The organism is Parasphingorhabdus pacifica, from assembly GCF_054779195.1.
The window spans coordinates 303,154-319,594 of sequence record NZ_BAAGYS010000011.1 but is presented as its reverse complement, the minus strand read 5'-3'; the positions used below and the strand labels follow the sequence as shown (position 1 = coordinate 319,594).

Below are 16,441 nucleotides of genomic sequence, written 5' to 3'. Positions count from 1 at the left end.
GAGTCCTTCGCATGGATTGGATCAACCAGCTCGACCACGCGATCCGCAACCTCGTAGCGGCCGCGTCGACGGTGAGCCCCTGGCTGTGTCTGCTCGCCGTGCTGGTCGTCCTGTCACTGGAGACCTCCATGCTGGTCGGCATCGTGCTCCCGGGGGAGGCGATGTTGCTGCTCGCGGTCGCCGCTCTCGGCGTGCGCTGGGCGGTTCCGCTCTTCGTCGTCGCGATCCTGGCGAACATCATCGGTCAATCCGGCGGATACCTGCTCGGGCGCACGCTGGGCGAGCGGCTCCGGCGTTCGTGGCTGGGACGCAAGATCGGCGAGCAGCGCTGGCGTTCGGCCGAGGTGATCGTGAGTGGTTCCGGGGGCACCGCGCTGATCACCACCCGGTTCGTCGCGGGTGTGCACGCCATCGTGCCCGCCGTGGTCGGCACCCTGCGCGTGCCGTTCCGGCGATTCATCGTGCTCGCCGCGATCGGCGCCGTGCTGTGGGCGGCGGTGCACACGACGCTGGCGGTCACGCTGGGCATGGTCGCCGAGGTGATCGGGTACGGCACGCTCACGGTGCTGCTGACACTGGTGGGCGGGTGCGCGGCGGTCGCCGTGCTCGTCCGCGGCGCCCGAAAGCGCCGCCGACTGCCAGCGGACGTCGCGGACGGCGCGTCCCGGGCCGGCAGCACGACCAGCCACCCCTGACCGGGATACGCCCCTGAACGGAGCCACCTCCGACCGGGTAGCGAGGCCGCACCGGTAACCGGCTCTGGCGGTGTACCGCACCGGGCGGCCATCGGATCGGATACGAGTCGCCCGTCACGTGGCCGTGACCGTCGGCGATGTGGCAAACTGGCAGTGTGCTCACGCAGATCTTCTCGTTTTTCTACGGGCTCCGGACTCCGGCGCCCGTAGCAGTGTGAGCTCACACCACTACGACGCCCCGGAGTCCTCGGACTCGGGGGCGTTCGCGTGTCCGGGCCGAGGCGGGGCCGACGAGCCGGAGGACATTGCCATGAACGCCGCTGTGGACGGTGACCAACCGCAGTCGCCCGCGACCGCCGCGACCGCTCAGGACGCCGCGGAGAGCATCGACGACCACCGCAACGAGATCGATCACCTCGACGCCGAGATCCTGCGCCTGATCAAGCGCCGGGCCGAGGTGTCCCGCGAGATCGGTGCGGCCCGGATGGCCGCCGGAGGCCCACGCATCGTCTACAACCGCGAAATGGATGTATTGGCCCGGTACCGCGAGCTGGGTGCCGAAGGCCGCGAACTCGCCATGATCCTGCTCCGACTCGGACGCGGACAACTCGGACACTGATCCGGTGCCCGCCCCGCGCGGGATCGGTCGGCTGCGGCCGACCCCGCGCGCAGGCCGGAGGTCAGAGGCCGTCGTCAGCCGCCAGGTCCCGCTTGCGGGTCTCCGGCGCGCGCAGCACCGCCACGAGCGTCACCAGCGAGCACAACGCGACGTAGATCGCGATCGGTGTCGAGGAGTGGAAAGCGGCGAGCAGCCCGGTGGCGATGATCGGTGCGAGAGAACCGGCCACGATCGAAGCCAGCTGGTAGCCGATGGACGCGCCCGAATACCGCACCCTGGTCCCGAACAGCTCCGCGAAGAAGGCCGCCTGCGGCCCGTACATCGCGCCATGGAAGACCAGGCCGACCGTCGTGGCGAAAGTGATGACCACGAACGACTTGGTGTCGAGCATCCCGAAGAACACGAAGGCCCACAGCCCGGTGCCGATGGTGCCGATCAGGTAGACGGGTCGACGCCCGATGCGGTCCGACAGCGCTCCCCACAACGGGATGCTGATGAAGTGCAGCGCCGCCGCGATGAGCGAGGCGTTCAACGCGATGCTGCGCGGTAGTCCGAGGTAGGTGGCCACGTAGGTCAGTACGAACGATGTCAGCACGTAGTAGACGACGTTCTCGGCGAACCGCGCGCCCATCGCGGTCAGCACCTCGCTGCGATAGCGACGCAGCACCTCCAGGACCGGGGGCTTGCTCTCGGTGCCGGATTCCTCCGCTTTGCGTGCTGCTTCCAGGAACAGCGGCGACTCGGAGACGGCCAGCCGGACCCACAGGCCGATGAGCACGAGAACACCGGAAAGCAGGAACGCCACCCGCCAGCCCCAGGTCATGAAGGCTTCGTCGGACTGCACCGTCGCCAGGAACGCGAGCACCGCCGTGCCGAGCAGGTTGCCGAGCGGAACACCGCACTGCGGCCACGAAGCCCAGAACCCGCGGTGTTCCGCGGAACCGTGCTCCGAAACCATGAGCACGGCACCGCCCCACTCGCCGCCGATCGCGAAGCCCTGCACCACGCGCAGCAGGGTCAGGATCAGCGGGGCGCTGACGCCGATCGCCTGGTAAGTGGGCAGCAGTCCGATCGCGAAGGTCGCCGTGCCCATGATGAGCAGGCTCAGCACCAGGAGCTTCTTGCGGCCCACCCGGTCACCGAAGTGCCCGAACACCAGCCCACCCAGCGGCCGGGCGATGAAACCCACCGCGTAGGTGACGAACGCCAGCATCGTGCCGACCAGCGGGTCTCCGGCCGGGAAGAACAGTTTGTTGAAGACCAACGCGGCGGCCGAGCCGTAGAGGAAGAAGTCGTACCACTCGACGGTCGTGCCGACCAGGCTCGCGGCGACCACGCGTCCCAAGCCGGTTTTGGGTGGACTAGGGGCTTCGCTGCTCATCGGATCTCCCAGCCTCGGGTGAACATCGTGATTCGCGCGGTCGAGCGCCTCCGCCTCCGCTTCCGCGGTACTAGTGCGCGGTCCAACCTCCGTCCATGGGGAAGGAGGAACCGGTGACCGAATCGGTCCCCGGTCCGCAGAGCCAGAGCGCGAGGGCGGCGACTTCGTCGGGCTCGACGAGCCTTTTGACCGGGGTGCGCGCCAACATCACGTCCTCGATCACCTGCGCTTCCGGGACGCGGTGCAGCTCGGCCTGCTCGGCGACCTGCCGCTCCACCAGCGGGGTGCGCACGAATCCGGGACAGAGGCAGTTCGAGGTGATGCCGTGTCCGGCGGTTTCCAGGGCGACCGTCTTCGACAGGCCTTCGAGGCCGTGCTTGGCGGCGACATAGGCGCTCTTGAACGGTGAGGCGCGCAGTCCGTGCACCGAGGAGACGTTGACGATCCGGCCCCAACCGCGCGCGTACATGCCGGGCAGGGCCGCGCGGACGATCCGGAACGGTGACTCGAGCATCAGCCGGAGCAGCCCCGCGAACTCGTCGGTCGGGAACCTGTGGACCGGGGCCACGTGCTGTGCACCCGCGTTGTTGACGACGATGTCGGCGCCTTCGCCGACGCCCGCGGCCTCGTCCGGGTCTCCGAGGTCGACGATGCGCATCTCGGCCCCGATCTCCTCGGCGACCTGTTCGACCGGCTCGGCCGCGCGGTCGACCACGACGACGGTGGCCCCTGCCGCCGCGAGCCTGCGGGCGATGGCCGCACCGATACCGCTGGCGGCGCCCGTGACCACCGCCTGTTTGCCCGCGAGCGGGACGGCCGGATGTCCTTCCGCCGCGCCGGGCGGGCCGGTGGTCGAACCCGCCGGGGTGGCCGAGCGATCATCCATGGCCCGAAACCTATGCGTGATACCGATCTCAATCCAGGGGTCGGGCACAACCATTTCGGCCCGACAGGCCCGGCTCCGCCCCCCGGATCCCGTCTCAGGTGGGATTTCGGGGATATCACCCATACCCGGCAGGCGCTGAGCAAGGCAGACTGGACGGTATGAACGCCGTCCTTGGCCTTGTCGCCCTTGTCGTCACGCTCGTCGCGGTCCTCGCTGCCGCCGGACACGCCGGTTATCTGGCGGTGCTGACGTCGGCCGCGAAGAAACGCCCCGGCGGACAGCCGGTCACGGAATTCGCGAAGAAGCGGTACCCGGTCGCCGGGGTCTCGCTCGCGGTGACGCTGCTCGCCTTGTTGGTCTCCACCGGCGATGGCGGCGCGGACGTGCTGGCCATCCTGCTCGGCGGTGGTGGCGGGTTCGCCTCGCTCAAGGCGCTGCAGAGCACCCAGAGCCGGTTCCGCAGCGGGAAGTTCTAGCGGGTCGCACCGACACGGATCCCGCCCTCTCGCGGGATCCGGCCGTTCGCGCCATCCACTCGGGCCCGGGCTCGACCGTCGCTGCCTGAACAACGACCGGCCGGAGGCCCGAACCCCTCACTCGATGGTGTGATGCTCGGACCGGCCGGGACGACTCACCGGACGGCCACGGTCACGCGACCTACGATCTGTGACCATGCCCACGGATTCAGGAGCCGATTTCGAGCCGCGACGGGCGCTGGTGGTCACCGCACACCCCGACGACGTCGACTTCGGTTCCGCGGGCACGATCGCCGCGCTGACCTCCAGCGGAGCACGGGTCTCCTACTGCGTGTGCACCTCGGGCGACGCGGGAGGATTCGACGACACCCCGCGCGCACAAGTCCCCGGCATCCGGCAAGCCGAACAGCGAGCCGCGGCCGAGGCGGTCGGAGTCACCGACGTGCACTTCCTCGGGTACCAGGACGGCAGGGTGACCGCCGACCTGGCGCTGCGACGGGACATCACCCGCGTGATCCGCACCGCGTGCCCCGACCTGGTCATCACCCACTCACCCGAGATCAACTGGGCTCGGATCGCGGTCTCGCATCCCGATCACCGCGCTGTGGGCGAGGCGACGCTCGATGCCGTGTATCCCGACGCCCGCAACGAGTTCGCCCATCCCGAGCTGCTGGCGGAGGAAGGATTGCGCCCGTGGCGCGTGCGGCGGCTGTGGCTTTCGGAAACACCCGATGAGCGGATCAACCACGCCGTCGACATCACCGATCACATGGGAGCGAAGCTGGCAGCGCTGGCGGCGCACCGTTCGCAGACCGCTCATCTCGACGACCTGGACGGCATCGTCCACCGGCATGCCGCGTACGTCGCCCAGCAGCACGGCCTGCCGTCCGGGCACCGCGCCGAAGCTTTCCAGGCGGTCGACACGAGTTGAGCGCGACGAGCGAAAGGTAGGGGCACCGAAACGATGTACGGCAGAACCACCGGCTGGTCCGGTCGCATCGACCGGCCCCCATCCGAGAGCGGCCAATCCCCGTCCGAGCACCGGCTCCGCTCCGAGGACGACCGGGGTGTCCATCCCCGAGCGGGCTCGACCGCGTCCGGCGACCCCGAGCCGGAAGGCCTGCGCAAGTTCGATCTGGGAACGGTTCCCGCATCGGTGACACCACCACGCACGTGGCGCCGCGCGGCGTGGTTCGCGATCGCCTCCTCCGGAGCGGTGCTGGGCAGCTTGGCGCTGGTCACGATGCTCATCGAGGACCAGCCTCGGGACGAGAACCTCGATCTGCCCGGCGTGCCCCGGGGCGAGCACCTGGCCATGCTCACGCCGAGTTCCTCGTCGTTGCCGGATCCCTTCGAGGCGATCGAACTGGTCCCGAAGGCAGCCACCACGACCACCGAGCCGACCGAGCAGCCCGGGCACTCGACGACACCGGCTCCGCCCCCTGGCACCGATCGGCCCGGCGAGTCGGCTCTCCCGCCCTCCCCCTCGACGACTCGGACCGAGCCGCCGCCCACCTCCGAGGCCTTCGAGCTGGTGACCCTCGCCGACCCCGACGTGGTCGCGAGGCGGTCGGACGAGTACTTCAGCCACGTGCGTGCGGGCGACCTGCGGTCGGCTTACGCGTTGACGACCGGCGCGCTGCGCGAAGAGGGCTACGAGCGGTTCGCCGCCCGCTACGCCGACATCGAATCGATGGAGATCACCGAGGTGCACACCTCGTCCTCCAAGACCGTCACGACGCTGCGGATCGAGCGGCCGGACGGAAGCACGGAAACCCAACGTCGGGAGCTGCGATTCACCTCGGGCGAGGACCCGCTCGTCCGCTCCGACCAGCAGGTCGACTGAGCGGCCGCGAACGGGCGGCGATCGCCCCACCCGCGGGCACACCACGGGAGCACGCCGCGAGGCGAGGGCTGCTCCGCGTGAGGGCTGCTGCTCCGTTCGTGGCCCGAGGGCCGGAGTGTTCTTCCCTGATCAGGTGAACTCCGGACTCAATCCCCCAGGACGGCCACGGCACGCGATACGAGTGCACCGGCAGGTACGACACAGCAGCAGCACGAGGGCGGGCGAGTGAAGCGTTTCGGGAAGGCCCACCGGCGATCGCGCACCGGTGCGGTAGCCGCTGCCGACATGATCCGACGCCGACGACCGCATCCGGCGTCTCCGGAAGCCCTTCCGTTCTCCGTCCGGGCGACGATCTCCTTCCTCGGCGTTCTCGTCGTCTGCTGCGCCGCGATCGCCATCTGCACGATCATCGCCGAACCGCGCCGGGAGCCGTCGGCATCGCTCGCCCAGCCCGGGCCGATCACCGGGGTCGCGGCCCTGCACCCTGGCCTGCTGCGCGAAGCCAGGTGGCCGTTCGCCACGACGACCGACGGTCCGCCCCGCCCCGGCCACACCACGTCGCCGCGCCCCCAGGCCAACCGCCCGGTTCCGCTCGCTCCCGAAGCGAACCCCGGTGCCGGGAGCATGGAATCCGCTGGGCAAGTGGTCGCGGATCTCTACGCGCGGCTGGCCGTCGACCCCGCGAGCGCCCTCAACCTACTGTGTCCGGAGCTGAGCGCCGAGGACGCGGAGCTGGTCCGCGCGTGGGAGGAGGTGGAGGCAGCACGGGCGCTGCGGGTGGAGCCGCAGCGCGACGACGCGGTGGTGTCCGCTGTGGCGGCTACCTATCCGGACGGGGCACGGGTGGTCCTCCGGCACCGGATCACCGTCGACTGGCACCGCAGCCCCTGCGTCGGATCGATCGAGATGCTGACGGCCGGGATGCACGGTGGGTGACCTGGTGGTGGGCACAACGAGTGCGGGGCTCCGACCAATCACTCCGCCATCCGGGGGTATGCGGGTACGCCCAGTCACCCGCTCGCTCACAACGATGCGGCAACGACGCGAAGACTCCAGCACCCACCGAAGACCGGAATCCACGCCTCGGGGCGAACCGGACAGACCGGTAGCGGCGCCGGACCCAGGTCCGCACGAGCACGGTCGGACGGTTCGGTGGAGATCCACGCGCCCACCACGATCAGCACAAACACCTGCGCGTACCGCGAGGGAACGACCACGGCCGCCGAAGCGGCGGAGGGCCCACGGGTATCCTCGAAATCGCCGCAACGGATCTACGGACTTCGGGCCTACGCCGACTCGGCGTCGGCTAGGCTGCCGTATCACGGCCAGGTCGGATCATTGGTCAACCTGCTGCCGTGAGATGAACGTGTACATGTCGGAGGGCCGAAGCCGGTCCGCCAAATCCGCCGATGTTCGGCGGCGCCATCGACCCGAGATCCGGTACCGCCGGAATCTCGCATCAGTCGGGGTGACCGTTGGGCATCGATAGCAGTACGGGGAGACGTCGGTGAGCGACGAAGGTCGCCTGGTCGCCGGACGCTACCGAGTGCAGCGACGCATCGGCAGTGGCGCGATGGGCGTGGTGTGGGAGTGTGTTGACGAGCGCCTGCACCGCACGGTCGCGGTCAAGCAGTTGTTGCTGCAGCCCGGATTGGATCCGGGTGAGGCCGAGGAAGCGCGGCAGCGGGCAATGCGGGAAGGTCGGATCGCGGCACGCCTGCAGCACCCTAATGCGATCTCGGTCTACGACGTAGCCGAGGACGAGGGCCAGCCAGTGCTGGTCATGGAATTCCTGCCATCTACAAGTCTCGCGGCAATGATGTCGGAGCACGGACCGCTGCCACCACAGGAGGTGGCTCGGATCGGCGCGCAGGTGGCAGCAGCGCTCGGCGCCGCGCACGCCGCGGGCGTCGTCCACCGGGACGTCAAGCCCGGCAACGTCCTGCTCGGCGACGACGGCACGGTGAAGATCACCGACTTCGGGATCTCGCGGGCCCAGGGCGATGTCCAGGTCACCAAGACCGGGATGCTCGCCGGGACGCCCGCGTACCTGTCGCCGGACGTGGCGATGGGCCAGGAGCCCACGGGCGCGTCGGACGTGTTCTCGCTCGGCGCGACGCTGTACGCGGCGATCGAGGGCCACCCGCCGTTCGGGCTCAACGAGAACACCTTGGCTCTGTTGCACGCCGTCGCGGCGGGCCGGATCGAGCACCCGCAGCAAGCGGGGCCGATGAGCGATCCGCTGGTCGCGATGATGAACGCCCGGATCGAGGACCGGCCGGACATGGCCCAGGTCCGGGAAATGCTGCAGGCCATCGCCGATGGTCGCGCCGTCACCTCGGTTCCCACCTCGGCCACACCCATCCCGCCTGCCTTCACGCCGGACTCGGCCACGTCGAGCCAGCCGGGCATGGCGACCACCAACGTGGCCGGTGGCCCGGATGGGACGTCGGTCGGAGCCACGCCGCATTACGAGGAAGACCCCTACAGCGAAAACCAGTACGAGGACGCCACCTCGTACATGGGGGCCGACCCGCGGGGTGACGCGGCGATCTACGAGCAGCCGCGCAAGAGCAAGCGGCCGGTGGTGATCTCCGGTATCGCACTGGCGGCGGTGGCGGTGGTCGCCGTGCTGGTGACGACGGCGTTCTTCAATCAGCCGAACACGCCGACCGAGCCGGCGGGCAGCCAGGAGACCTCGCAGAACCCTGTGCCCCCGCCACCCCAGCCGACGTCGGAGCCCGAGGTGGAGACGAACACCACCACCGTCGTGGAGCAGCCGACTTCCACCGAGGAAGAGACCTCCTCCACGGTGGAGGAGGAACCGACTTCCTCGCAGCAGGAGGAACCGACCTCCTCGCAGCAGGAGGAACCGACCTCCTCGGCGGATGAGGGGCCCACCTCGACCGAGGATGAGCCCACCTCATCCCCTGGCACGACCCAGGCTCCCGCGTCGGCGACCATCGGCTGATCGGCTCGATGCTGTCGACGGCCGGGGTGGGTGCCCCTAAAAGCACCCACCCCGGCCTCGTGTCGTCGGGCCCGAGGCATTCAGTAACGTCAGTACGTCAAGGGAGAAGCTGACACGGGGGTTCCGGTCAGTACTGTTCAGTCGTAGCTACCGCCAGTACCAGGAGACACCTGTGAGCGCCGAGGGCCGTTTGATCACGGGCCGTTACCGGTTGGAAAAGCAAATCGGAAGCGGCGCGATGGGCGTGGTGTGGCGCGCCGTCGACGAGCGTCTGCACCGGACGGTCGCGGTCAAGCAGCTGTTGCTGCAGCCCGGTTTCACACCCGAGGAGACCGAGGAAGCTCGGCAGCGGTCGATGCGCGAGGGCCGGATCGCCGCACGGTTGCAACATCAGAACGCGATCGTGGTCTTCGACGTCGCCGAGGACGACGGCCAGCCGGTACTCGTCATGGAGTACCTGCCGTCGAAGAGCCTGGCCACCGTGCTTGCCGATCAGGGACCGCTCCCACCGCAGTCGGTGGCCCGCATCGGCTCGCAGGTCGCGGGCGCGCTCGCTGCCGCGCACATGGCAGGCATCGTCCACCGCGACCTCAAGCCCGGCAACATCCTGCTCGGCGACAACGGCGAAGCCAAGATCACCGACTTCGGGATCTCGCGGGCCATCGGTGACGTTTCAGTGACCAAGAGCGGGATTCTGGCGGGCACGCCCGCCTATCTGTCGCCAGAAGTGGCGCTCGGACGTGATCCCGCGCCGGCTTCGGACGTCTTCTCGCTGGGAGCGACGCTCTACGCGGCGATCGAGGGTGAACCGCCGTTCGGGGTCGACGAGAACGCGATCAGCCTGTTGCATCGGGTGGCCCGCGGCCAGGTGGAGCCACCGCGGCAGGCAGGGCCGCTCACTTCGGCTCTGATGGAGTTGCTGCGCGCCGACCCGGTGGATCGGCCGACGATGGCGACGGCCCGCAACCTGCTGCAAGCGGTCGCGGACGGGCGCCCGGTTCCCAGCGCAGCTCCCCCCAGCGCCGGCTGGCAACATCCGCCCGCGGCAAACGCCACCCGCCAGGGTGCGGCACCAGCCGAGGCACCGCGCACCGCGTACGCCGCGTCGAACCCGCCGAACCGGTCGAATCCCTCGAATCCGCCGACCCAAGTCGGTGAGCCCGCACGGGCTCAGGTCGCCAACCGCAGCTCGTGGCGTCCGGCCCTGCTGTGGATGGTGGCCGTGCTGGCCGCGATCCTGATCGGCGTGCTCGGCGCCAACGCGTTCGGCCTGGGTGGCGGCTCGGAGCAGAACCCGGATGCGGCGCCAGCCACCCGGGAAACGACGCAGCAGCAGGCACCGCCACCGGCGCCACCGGCGTCGCCGGCACCGCCACCGACCTCTGAGGCGGAACAGACCACCTCCGCCGCCCCGAGCAGCGAAGCCTCTTCCGCGCCCGCGAAGGCTTCGGTTACCCAGGAGGAGATCAAGGAGGTCGTGAAGGATTACTTCTCCTTGGTCCCCGACAAACTGGAGAAGTCCTGGAAGCTGCTGGGCCCCGGCCTGAAAGCGCAGGGCAAGGAGAAGTACAAGAGCTTCTGGAACTCGGTGGAGGATGTCGAGATCACCGCTGGACCGCAGGTGCGCGGCGCCAAGGTGGTCCTCCAGCTGAAGTACACGACCGAGGGCGGCAACACGAGCACCGAGCGGCACGTGCTGGGGATGGCCGTGCAGGACGGCGATCCGGTGATCAACAGCGACAGCAGGGGCTGACCGGCCCTTCGCGCGGGCGATCTCGCCCCACCGCAGCGGTAATACCTCCACATCTCGGTGGTCGGCACCGCGCCGCTGGAGGCACGGCTCGATACGGGTTCTCAGCCGCGGGCGATCTCGCCCAGCGTCGTCATGAAGCTCTGCGCAGCCGGTCGTTCCGCGGTGGCTTCCCGTACGGCGATGTAGATGTGGCGCACGGGTTCGGGGTGCCGGACCGGCCGCACCTCTACCCCCGGGTGCACGACGTCGACCGCGAGTTTCGGCTGGAGCGCGACGCCGATCCCGGCGGCCACGAATCCCTGGGCGGCGTAGGAGCCGTCGGCGTCCAGCACCACTCGCGGAGTCAGCCCGGCCGCGGCGAACGCGTCGTCGAGCGACTCCTCGCAGGGTCCGCCACGCGGCAGGTCGCTGCGCACCCACGATTCGCGGTCGAGCTGTGCGAGATCGACGTATTCCTGGTCGCACAGCGGGTGGTCCTTCGGCAGCACCACGCGGTAGGGCTCGTCGACCAGGTGGAGCAACCGGACGCCGGGCCGGTCGGGGACCTCCCGACTGACGACGATGACGGCGAGATCCGCCTCGCCGGTGGCGACCTCGCCGAGTATCCCTTCGTCGATCATCCGGAGTTCCAGCTGCACGTCCGGCCATTCGGCGGAGAACTTGGCGACGGCGGGCGGGATCAGTCCGACCCCGGCCGTGTGGAAGAACCGCACTCGGAGCAGACCGGTCCGACCGGCGCGGATGTCGGCCAGTTCCGCCTCGGCCTCGCCGAGAAGCTCGGTGACGGTTCCGGCGCGTTCGGCGAGCAGGTTGCCCGCAGGCGTGGGGCGAACGCCGCGGCCCGCCTTCTCCAGCAGCGGCGTTCCGGCTTCCCGTTCGAGCGTGGCGAGTTGCTGACTGATCGCCGAAGGGGTGTATCCGAGGTTGTTCGCCGCGGAGCTGACCGATCCGCTGGTGACCACGGCCCGCAGCACCTGCATGCGTCGCACGTCCAACATAGCCCGACATTACAGCAGAGCTAAAATGTTGTGCTAATTTTTTTCGCTTGTCCTTACATTAGCTCGGGGTCACCGTGAAAGGAGCCGCCACACGCACCACGCACGCAAGGAGACGGAGCTCGATGAACAATCCGGTCAGCTACATCCGCCTGGGCAGCCTGGCCCTGCTCTGGGGAGCGAGCTTCCTGCTGATCAAAGTGGGTCTGCAGGCCCTCGCCCCCGCGCACATCACGTTCGCCCGGATCGTCCTCGGCGCGCTCGTGCTGCTCGCGCTGGTGTTCTTCCGGGGACAGCGCTTGGGCGGTGACTCGCGACTGTGGAAGCACGTCGCGGTCGCCGCGCTGTTCGCCAGCGCACTGCCCTGGACCCTGCTCAACACCGGCGAGCAGACCGTGGACTCCGGGCTGGCCGGAGTCATCAACGCCACCACCCCGCTGTGGACCGGCCTGTTCGGCTTCGTCCTCGGCAGCCGCAACACGATGTCGCCGCAGCGCTGGATCGGCCTGGGGCTCGGATTCACCGGCGTCCTGGTGATCTTCGCCCCCTGGCAGAGTGATGCGCTGAGCTGGGGTGTGCTCGCGTGCCTCGCGGCCTCGGCGAGCTACGGCATCGGCTACACCTACATCGGCAGGCACCTGACCGGTGAGCGGTTGCGCGCGAACGGCCTCACCCCGCTCGCCCTCGCCGCGATGCAGATGATCGCCGCGTCCGGGATCGCGACGCTCGCACTGCCGTTGGGTGGTCTGCGCCTTCCCGAACCGGCAGCCGCTCCGCTGCTGGCCGTCGCCGCCCTCGGCATCTTCGGCACCGGAATCGGTTTCGCGCTCAACTACCGGCTGATCGCGGACGAGGGGGCGACCACCGCCTCGACCGTCACCTTCCTGATGCCCGTGGTGTCGGTCGCCCTCGGCTGGCTGGTGCTCGACGAGCAGTTCGGCCCGCGCGTGCTGCTGGGAATGGTGATCGTGCTGGCCGGCGTGGCGCTGGCCCGCCGGAACCCGCCCCAGGCCGGTGATCGGCCCGCCGGTCACCTCCCCGCCGGGCCGGTGGCGCGCGAAGCGCTCGTGACGGGCACCCGGCTCTACGCCGAACTGGCCACCAACCACCCGGGCAAATGAACACCACCGCGCGGGAAACCCGAAGGTCGCCGGTCACGCGGGCGCGTGACCGGCTCGGCTCAGACCAGTCGCCGGTCGGTGGCCCAGCGGGAGAGCTCGTAGCGGTTCGACAACTGGGTCTTGCGCAGCACGCTCGAAACGTGGGTCTCGACCGTCTTGACCGAGATGAACAGCTCCGAAGCGATCTCCTTGTAGGCATAGCCCCGCGCGACCAGGCGGAGCACATCGCGCTCGCGCGGGGTGAGCTGGTCGAGTTCCGGATCACCGACCGCCGCGCTGCTGCCTCCCCGGGAGAACGCGTCGAGCACGAAACCCGCGAGCCGGGGGGAGAACACCGGGTCTCCGGCGGCTACCCGCGTGACCGCGTCGGCCAGCTCCCGGCCGGAGATCGTCTTGGTCACGTAGCCCCGCGCGCCTCCCCGGATCACCGCGATCACGTCCTCGGCGGCATCGGACACCGACAGCGCGAGGAACACCACGTCGGGGTGGGCATCCCGCACCTGCCGCAGCACCTCGGCCCCGCCACCGTCCGGCATGTGCACGTCCAGCAGCACCACCTCGGGCCGGTAGTGACCGATGCCCGCGATCGCCTCGGCCACGGAACCGGCTTCGGCGATCACCTCGACCTGTTCGGGAAATGCCGCGAGCTCCGCCCGGACACCGGTCCGGAAGAGCGCGTGGTCATCGACCAGGTACACCCGGACCGGGCGTTCCGGGGCGTCGTTGTCGGGTTCGCTGCTCACGGCAAAGCCTCCTCGATCTTCAGCGGCGGGACCTGGTACCGGGATCACCCGTACCGGCCGCCGGTTCACGGCCGGCCCGCTCTCGGCATCTCCATCTGCACTTCGGTGCCTTCGCCCGGCGTGCTGCGCAGCCGGCTCCGGCCCCCGTTGCGTTCCATCCTCCCCCGGATGGAATCCACCAGCCCATGCCGATCCGCCGAAACCTCGTCCAGATCGAACCCGACACCGCGGTCGCGCACGTAGACCGAGACCTGTTCCGGCTCCACCTCGGCGTAGACGCTGACCGCGGCGACCTCCGCGTGCTTGGCGGCGTTGACGACCGCCTCCCGCGCGGCGGCGAGCAGCGCCGCGATCCGCTCGTCCACATCACAGTCCCCGACCACGACCTGCTGGACCTCGACGGCGAAGGAGTCCTCGACCTCCCCGCACGCCCGGGACAACTCGGCGGACAACGTCGCCGCGAGCACCTCCTGCGAGACGCGGTCCACCTCGTTCCCGCCGGATTCGGTCCGCCCGTAACCGTCCGGGCCGTAGAGCCAGGTCCGCAGCTCCCGCTCCTGCCCCCTGGCGAGACGCTTGACCTCACGGGCCGACTCCGACTGCTTCTGGATCAGGGCGAGGGTCTGCAACACCGAATCGTGCAGGTGCGCCGCGATCTCGGCGCGTTCCTGCGACCGGATGCGACTCGCGCGCTCCGAGTCGAGGTCTCGCACCAGACGCAGCCACCACGGAATCGTCAGCACGGCGACGCCGACCAGCGTGGCGAGCACGGCGAGCAACGCGAACTGCAACTCGCCGACCGATCCGATGCCACCCAGGAACACCGACAGGCCGATCACAACGAGCGAACTGCCCGCGAGGATTCGGATGACCCCGGCTCGGGTGCTGCCGCTGAACAGCACTCCGGCGACACCGTTCTGCCGCCAGCGCCTGCGTTGCGACTCGTCGGCCTCCCGCCACACGACGGCGACGCCCACGAGGGTCACGCCCAGCGGCCCGGTCAACCACGCGGGCAACCAGCCGTACGAGCTGACCGCCACCGTGAGACCGATACCCAGCAGGATGAGCCCAATGCTCTGCTGGCGTTCCTTCAGCGAGGCGCTTCGCCCTCGACCGCCGTCCTGCCGTACGAAGACCCACAGCAGCCCGTACGCCACAGCCCCGGCACCGCCGAACGCCGCCGACGCGGCGAAGAACGCCCGCACCCAGAGCACCGACACGTCGAGGTGCTCGGCGATCCCGCCGGAGACTCCGCCCAGGAGCCGCCCTTCGCGCTGTCGGTAGAGCCGCGGCGGGGGACCCAGTTCGCTTTCGGGACGAACACCGGACCCGTCCGGCCTCCCCGGTGTTCGCATTCCCTTGACCCGCACATCCACATCATCGATGGTCACACCATCGGTTCGCACGCACATCGGGGAATCCACCGCGTTCATCCGGGCATGCTCAGGGTCGTCCCGGATACCGGACGACCGTAGCGGTGCGGATAGTGAACGGTATGACTGGCAGCAACGCCCCCCAAGCACTGGACTCGGTTCGCGAGACCTTCGAGGAGTTCTGGCGCGATCGCCCGGTGCGCCCCCGCACGGGCGGTAAGTTCGGCGGGGTTTCGGCTGCGCTCGGCATCCACTACGGCATCGACCCGGTGCTGGTCCGAGTGGCCTTCGTCGTCGGGACCTTCTTCGGCGGCTCCGGGCTGATCCTGTACCTGCTGGGCTGGCTCGTCCTGCCGAAGGAGGTCGGTCCCGGAGTGGACGGCCCGGTCACCAAACACCCGTCGACGACGGGGTTGGTGCTGCTCCTGATTCCACTGGCAGTGCTGGTCTGGGCCATCGGCTTTTCCAGCCTGTTCGGACTGCTCCTGGGGTTGACCGCGCTGTACCTGCTGCAGCGCCGCCGTGCCGGCGGATCGGGCGGCGGACAGGACGGTGGGTCGGCCGGTGGGTCGGCCACGAACGCGCCGCAGGCATCCGGGGACGACGGGTCGCCGGCCGAACCGAACACCTGGGTTTACCCACGGCCACCGGAGCAGGAGGCCGAGCTTCCCGTCCGCGAGCACCCGCCGGCGTGGGACCCGCTCGGGGCGGCTCCGTTCGCCTGGGACCTGCCCGAACCCACCGACCCGGCTCCCCCCGAACCGCCTCCCCCATCGCGGAGGTGGATCAGCTTCACCGTGCTGGGAGCGACGGTGCTCGCCGGCCTGCTGACGCTCGCGGCTTCGGGTGCGCCGTACCAGGCGGCGGCCGTGGCGCTGGGCGTGCTCGGAGTCGGCATGATCGTCGCGTCGTTCGTGCGAGCCGGTCGCAAGCTCGCGCTGGTCGCGATCCCGCTGGCTGCCCTCGCCGTCGTGCTGAGCGTGCTGTCGGACAGCGGCCCGTGGCGCGGCGTGACGAACCGGTCGATCACACCGGTGACGATCGAAGCGGTGCAACCGAACTACGACGCCTCGGTCGGAAACATCGAGCTGGACCTCACCGAGATGACCATTCCACCGGTGCCGGTGAACGGGCCGACCTCGACCACGGTCGAAGTCGGCATGGGCAACATCCACGTCCGGATACCGCCCGAGCTGGACGTCACGACCTCATGCTCGGCCGATCGAGGGCAGGTCCGCTGCCTGGCCGGGGAACGAGCCGGGGAGCGCGTCTCCACCGAAACGACCGACTTCGGAACCGACGGCCCCGGAGGGGGTCACATCACCCTCGACCTGCGGGTCGACTCCGGCAGCGTGGAGGTGCAGCGTGACTGACGACCAGAACACACCGAAGCAGAACGGCCGCAGCGGCCCGGACCCGCTGACCCTCGTGGCCGGAATGGTGGCGGTGGGGACCGCGGGCTGGGCCCTGTTCGACTCCGGGAACATCCTGGCACCGCACTGGATGATCGCGGTCGGATCGATGATCATCGGGGTCGTGCTGCTGATCCTCTCGGTGCGCACGCGGCGCGAGACCTGACCAC

The 16,441-nt window shown here is 69.6% G+C and carries 17 protein-coding genes; 12 read left to right on the top strand and 5 right to left on the bottom strand.

Annotation, left to right across the window (positions count from 1 at the left end; all coding sequences use genetic code 11):
* The first annotated feature begins 11 nt into the window (after positions 1-11).
* Together ACYVAN_RS18470 and ACYVAN_RS18465 are read left to right on the top strand one after the other, a co-directional pair.
* Positions 12-695 (top strand): DedA family protein, encoded by a 684-nt coding sequence (locus tag ACYVAN_RS18470; RefSeq protein WP_460961272.1) that lies wholly within the window; start codon positions 12-14, stop codon positions 693-695.
* Positions 696-1,005: 310 nt separating this feature from the next.
* Complete coding sequence (locus tag ACYVAN_RS18465; RefSeq protein WP_460961270.1) at positions 1,006-1,314, top strand: chorismate mutase; 309 nt, start codon at positions 1,006-1,008, stop codon at positions 1,312-1,314.
* 61 nt (positions 1,315-1,375) lie between these two features.
* On the opposite strand, the gene ACYVAN_RS18460 is transcribed toward ACYVAN_RS18465, so the two are convergent.
* The gene (locus ACYVAN_RS18460; protein ID WP_460961268.1) at positions 1,376-2,695 is read right to left on the bottom strand and encodes an MFS transporter; all 1,320 of its coding nucleotides are present in this window, start codon (positions 2,693-2,695) and stop codon (positions 1,376-1,378) included.
* Between the two features lie 70 nt (positions 2,696-2,765).
* The gene (locus ACYVAN_RS18455) at positions 2,766-3,581 is read right to left on the bottom strand and encodes a 3-hydroxybutyrate dehydrogenase (RefSeq protein WP_460961267.1); all 816 of its coding nucleotides are present in this window, start codon (positions 3,579-3,581) and stop codon (positions 2,766-2,768) included.
* 158 nt (positions 3,582-3,739) lie between these two features.
* On the opposite strand from ACYVAN_RS18455, the gene ACYVAN_RS18450 reads away from it, so the two are divergent.
* From ACYVAN_RS18450 to ACYVAN_RS18420, 7 genes are all read left to right on the top strand, one after another.
* On the top strand, positions 3,740-4,057 hold the full coding sequence (locus tag ACYVAN_RS18450; RefSeq protein WP_460961265.1) for a hypothetical protein: 318 nt from the start codon (positions 3,740-3,742) through the stop codon (positions 4,055-4,057).
* 196 nt (positions 4,058-4,253) lie between these two features.
* A complete protein-coding gene (locus ACYVAN_RS18445; RefSeq protein WP_460961263.1) occupies positions 4,254-4,988 on the top strand; it encodes a PIG-L deacetylase family protein in 735 nt (244 codons plus the stop codon).
* Positions 4,989-5,021: 33 nt separating this feature from the next.
* The gene (locus ACYVAN_RS18440) at positions 5,022-5,903 is read left to right on the top strand and encodes a hypothetical protein (RefSeq protein WP_460961261.1); all 882 of its coding nucleotides are present in this window, start codon (positions 5,022-5,024) and stop codon (positions 5,901-5,903) included.
* Positions 5,904-6,128: 225 nt separating this feature from the next.
* Positions 6,129-6,839 carry a hypothetical protein gene (locus ACYVAN_RS18435; RefSeq protein WP_460961259.1) on the top strand — a complete coding sequence of 237 codons (711 nt, stop codon included), beginning with the start codon at positions 6,129-6,131 and terminating at the stop codon, positions 6,837-6,839.
* A gap of 216 nt (positions 6,840-7,055) precedes the next feature.
* A complete protein-coding gene (locus ACYVAN_RS18430) occupies positions 7,056-7,262 on the top strand; it encodes a hypothetical protein (protein WP_460961258.1) in 207 nt (68 codons plus the stop codon).
* A gap of 148 nt (positions 7,263-7,410) precedes the next feature.
* A complete protein-coding gene (locus ACYVAN_RS18425; RefSeq protein ID WP_460961256.1) occupies positions 7,411-8,874 on the top strand; it encodes a serine/threonine-protein kinase in 1,464 nt (487 codons plus the stop codon).
* Between the two features lie 172 nt (positions 8,875-9,046).
* Positions 9,047-10,627 (top strand): serine/threonine-protein kinase, encoded by a 1,581-nt coding sequence (locus tag ACYVAN_RS18420; protein WP_460961254.1) that lies wholly within the window; start codon positions 9,047-9,049, stop codon positions 10,625-10,627.
* A 101-nt stretch (positions 10,628-10,728) separates the two neighbouring features.
* On the opposite strand, the gene ACYVAN_RS18415 is transcribed toward ACYVAN_RS18420, so the two are convergent.
* Positions 10,729-11,625, bottom strand: a complete 897-nt coding sequence (locus tag ACYVAN_RS18415) for a LysR family transcriptional regulator (RefSeq protein ID WP_460961252.1) — start codon at positions 11,623-11,625, stop codon at positions 10,729-10,731.
* A 122-nt stretch (positions 11,626-11,747) separates the two neighbouring features.
* On the opposite strand from ACYVAN_RS18415, the gene ACYVAN_RS18410 reads away from it, so the two are divergent.
* A complete protein-coding gene (locus tag ACYVAN_RS18410; RefSeq protein WP_460961250.1) occupies positions 11,748-12,743 on the top strand; it encodes a DMT family transporter in 996 nt (331 codons plus the stop codon).
* Between the two features lie 59 nt (positions 12,744-12,802).
* On the opposite strand, the gene ACYVAN_RS18405 is transcribed toward ACYVAN_RS18410, so the two are convergent.
* Both ACYVAN_RS18405 and ACYVAN_RS18400 read right to left on the bottom strand, forming a co-directional pair.
* On the bottom strand, positions 12,803-13,486 hold the full coding sequence (locus tag ACYVAN_RS18405; RefSeq protein ID WP_460961248.1) for a response regulator: 684 nt from the start codon (positions 13,484-13,486) through the stop codon (positions 12,803-12,805).
* A gap of 65 nt (positions 13,487-13,551) precedes the next feature.
* Positions 13,552-14,919 (bottom strand): PspC domain-containing protein, encoded by a 1,368-nt coding sequence (locus ACYVAN_RS18400; protein ID WP_460961246.1) that lies wholly within the window; start codon positions 14,917-14,919, stop codon positions 13,552-13,554.
* Between the two features lie 62 nt (positions 14,920-14,981).
* Between ACYVAN_RS18400 and ACYVAN_RS18395 the strand changes: the two genes are divergently transcribed.
* Positions 14,982-16,232: a PspC domain-containing protein gene (locus ACYVAN_RS18395; protein WP_460961244.1), complete on the top strand. Its 1,251-nt coding sequence runs from the start codon at positions 14,982-14,984 to the stop codon at positions 16,230-16,232.
* Positions 16,225-16,437, top strand: coding sequence for a hypothetical protein (locus ACYVAN_RS18390; protein ID WP_460961242.1), 213 nt, complete (start codon positions 16,225-16,227; stop codon positions 16,435-16,437). Before ACYVAN_RS18395 ends, ACYVAN_RS18390 begins: the two co-directional genes overlap by 8 nt.
* Positions 16,438-16,441: the final 4 nt, after the last annotated feature.

Excerpts from the sequence above, each read along its gene's own strand:
- ACYVAN_RS18470 (WP_460961272.1), top strand. The coding sequence starts at position 12 with ATGGATTGGATCAACCAGCTCGACCACGCGATCCGCAACCTCGTAGCG.
- ACYVAN_RS18465 (WP_460961270.1), top strand. The coding sequence starts at position 1,006 with ATGAACGCCGCTGTGGACGGTGACCAACCGCAGTCGCCCGCGACCGCC.
- ACYVAN_RS18460 (WP_460961268.1), bottom strand. The coding sequence starts at position 2,695 with ATGAGCAGCGAAGCCCCTAGTCCACCCAAAACCGGCTTGGGACGCGTG.
- ACYVAN_RS18455 (WP_460961267.1), bottom strand. The coding sequence starts at position 3,581 with ATGGATGATCGCTCGGCCACCCCGGCGGGTTCGACCACCGGCCCGCCC.
- ACYVAN_RS18450 (WP_460961265.1), top strand. The coding sequence starts at position 3,740 with ATGAACGCCGTCCTTGGCCTTGTCGCCCTTGTCGTCACGCTCGTCGCG.
- ACYVAN_RS18445 (WP_460961263.1), top strand. The coding sequence starts at position 4,254 with ATGCCCACGGATTCAGGAGCCGATTTCGAGCCGCGACGGGCGCTGGTG.
- ACYVAN_RS18440 (WP_460961261.1), top strand. The coding sequence starts at position 5,022 with ATGTACGGCAGAACCACCGGCTGGTCCGGTCGCATCGACCGGCCCCCA.
- ACYVAN_RS18415 (WP_460961252.1), bottom strand. The coding sequence starts at position 11,625 with ATGTTGGACGTGCGACGCATGCAGGTGCTGCGGGCCGTGGTCACCAGC.
- ACYVAN_RS18410 (WP_460961250.1), top strand. The coding sequence starts at position 11,748 with ATGAACAATCCGGTCAGCTACATCCGCCTGGGCAGCCTGGCCCTGCTC.
- ACYVAN_RS18400 (WP_460961246.1), bottom strand. The coding sequence starts at position 14,919 with ATGAACGCGGTGGATTCCCCGATGTGCGTGCGAACCGATGGTGTGACC.
- ACYVAN_RS18395 (WP_460961244.1), top strand. The coding sequence starts at position 14,982 with ATGACTGGCAGCAACGCCCCCCAAGCACTGGACTCGGTTCGCGAGACC.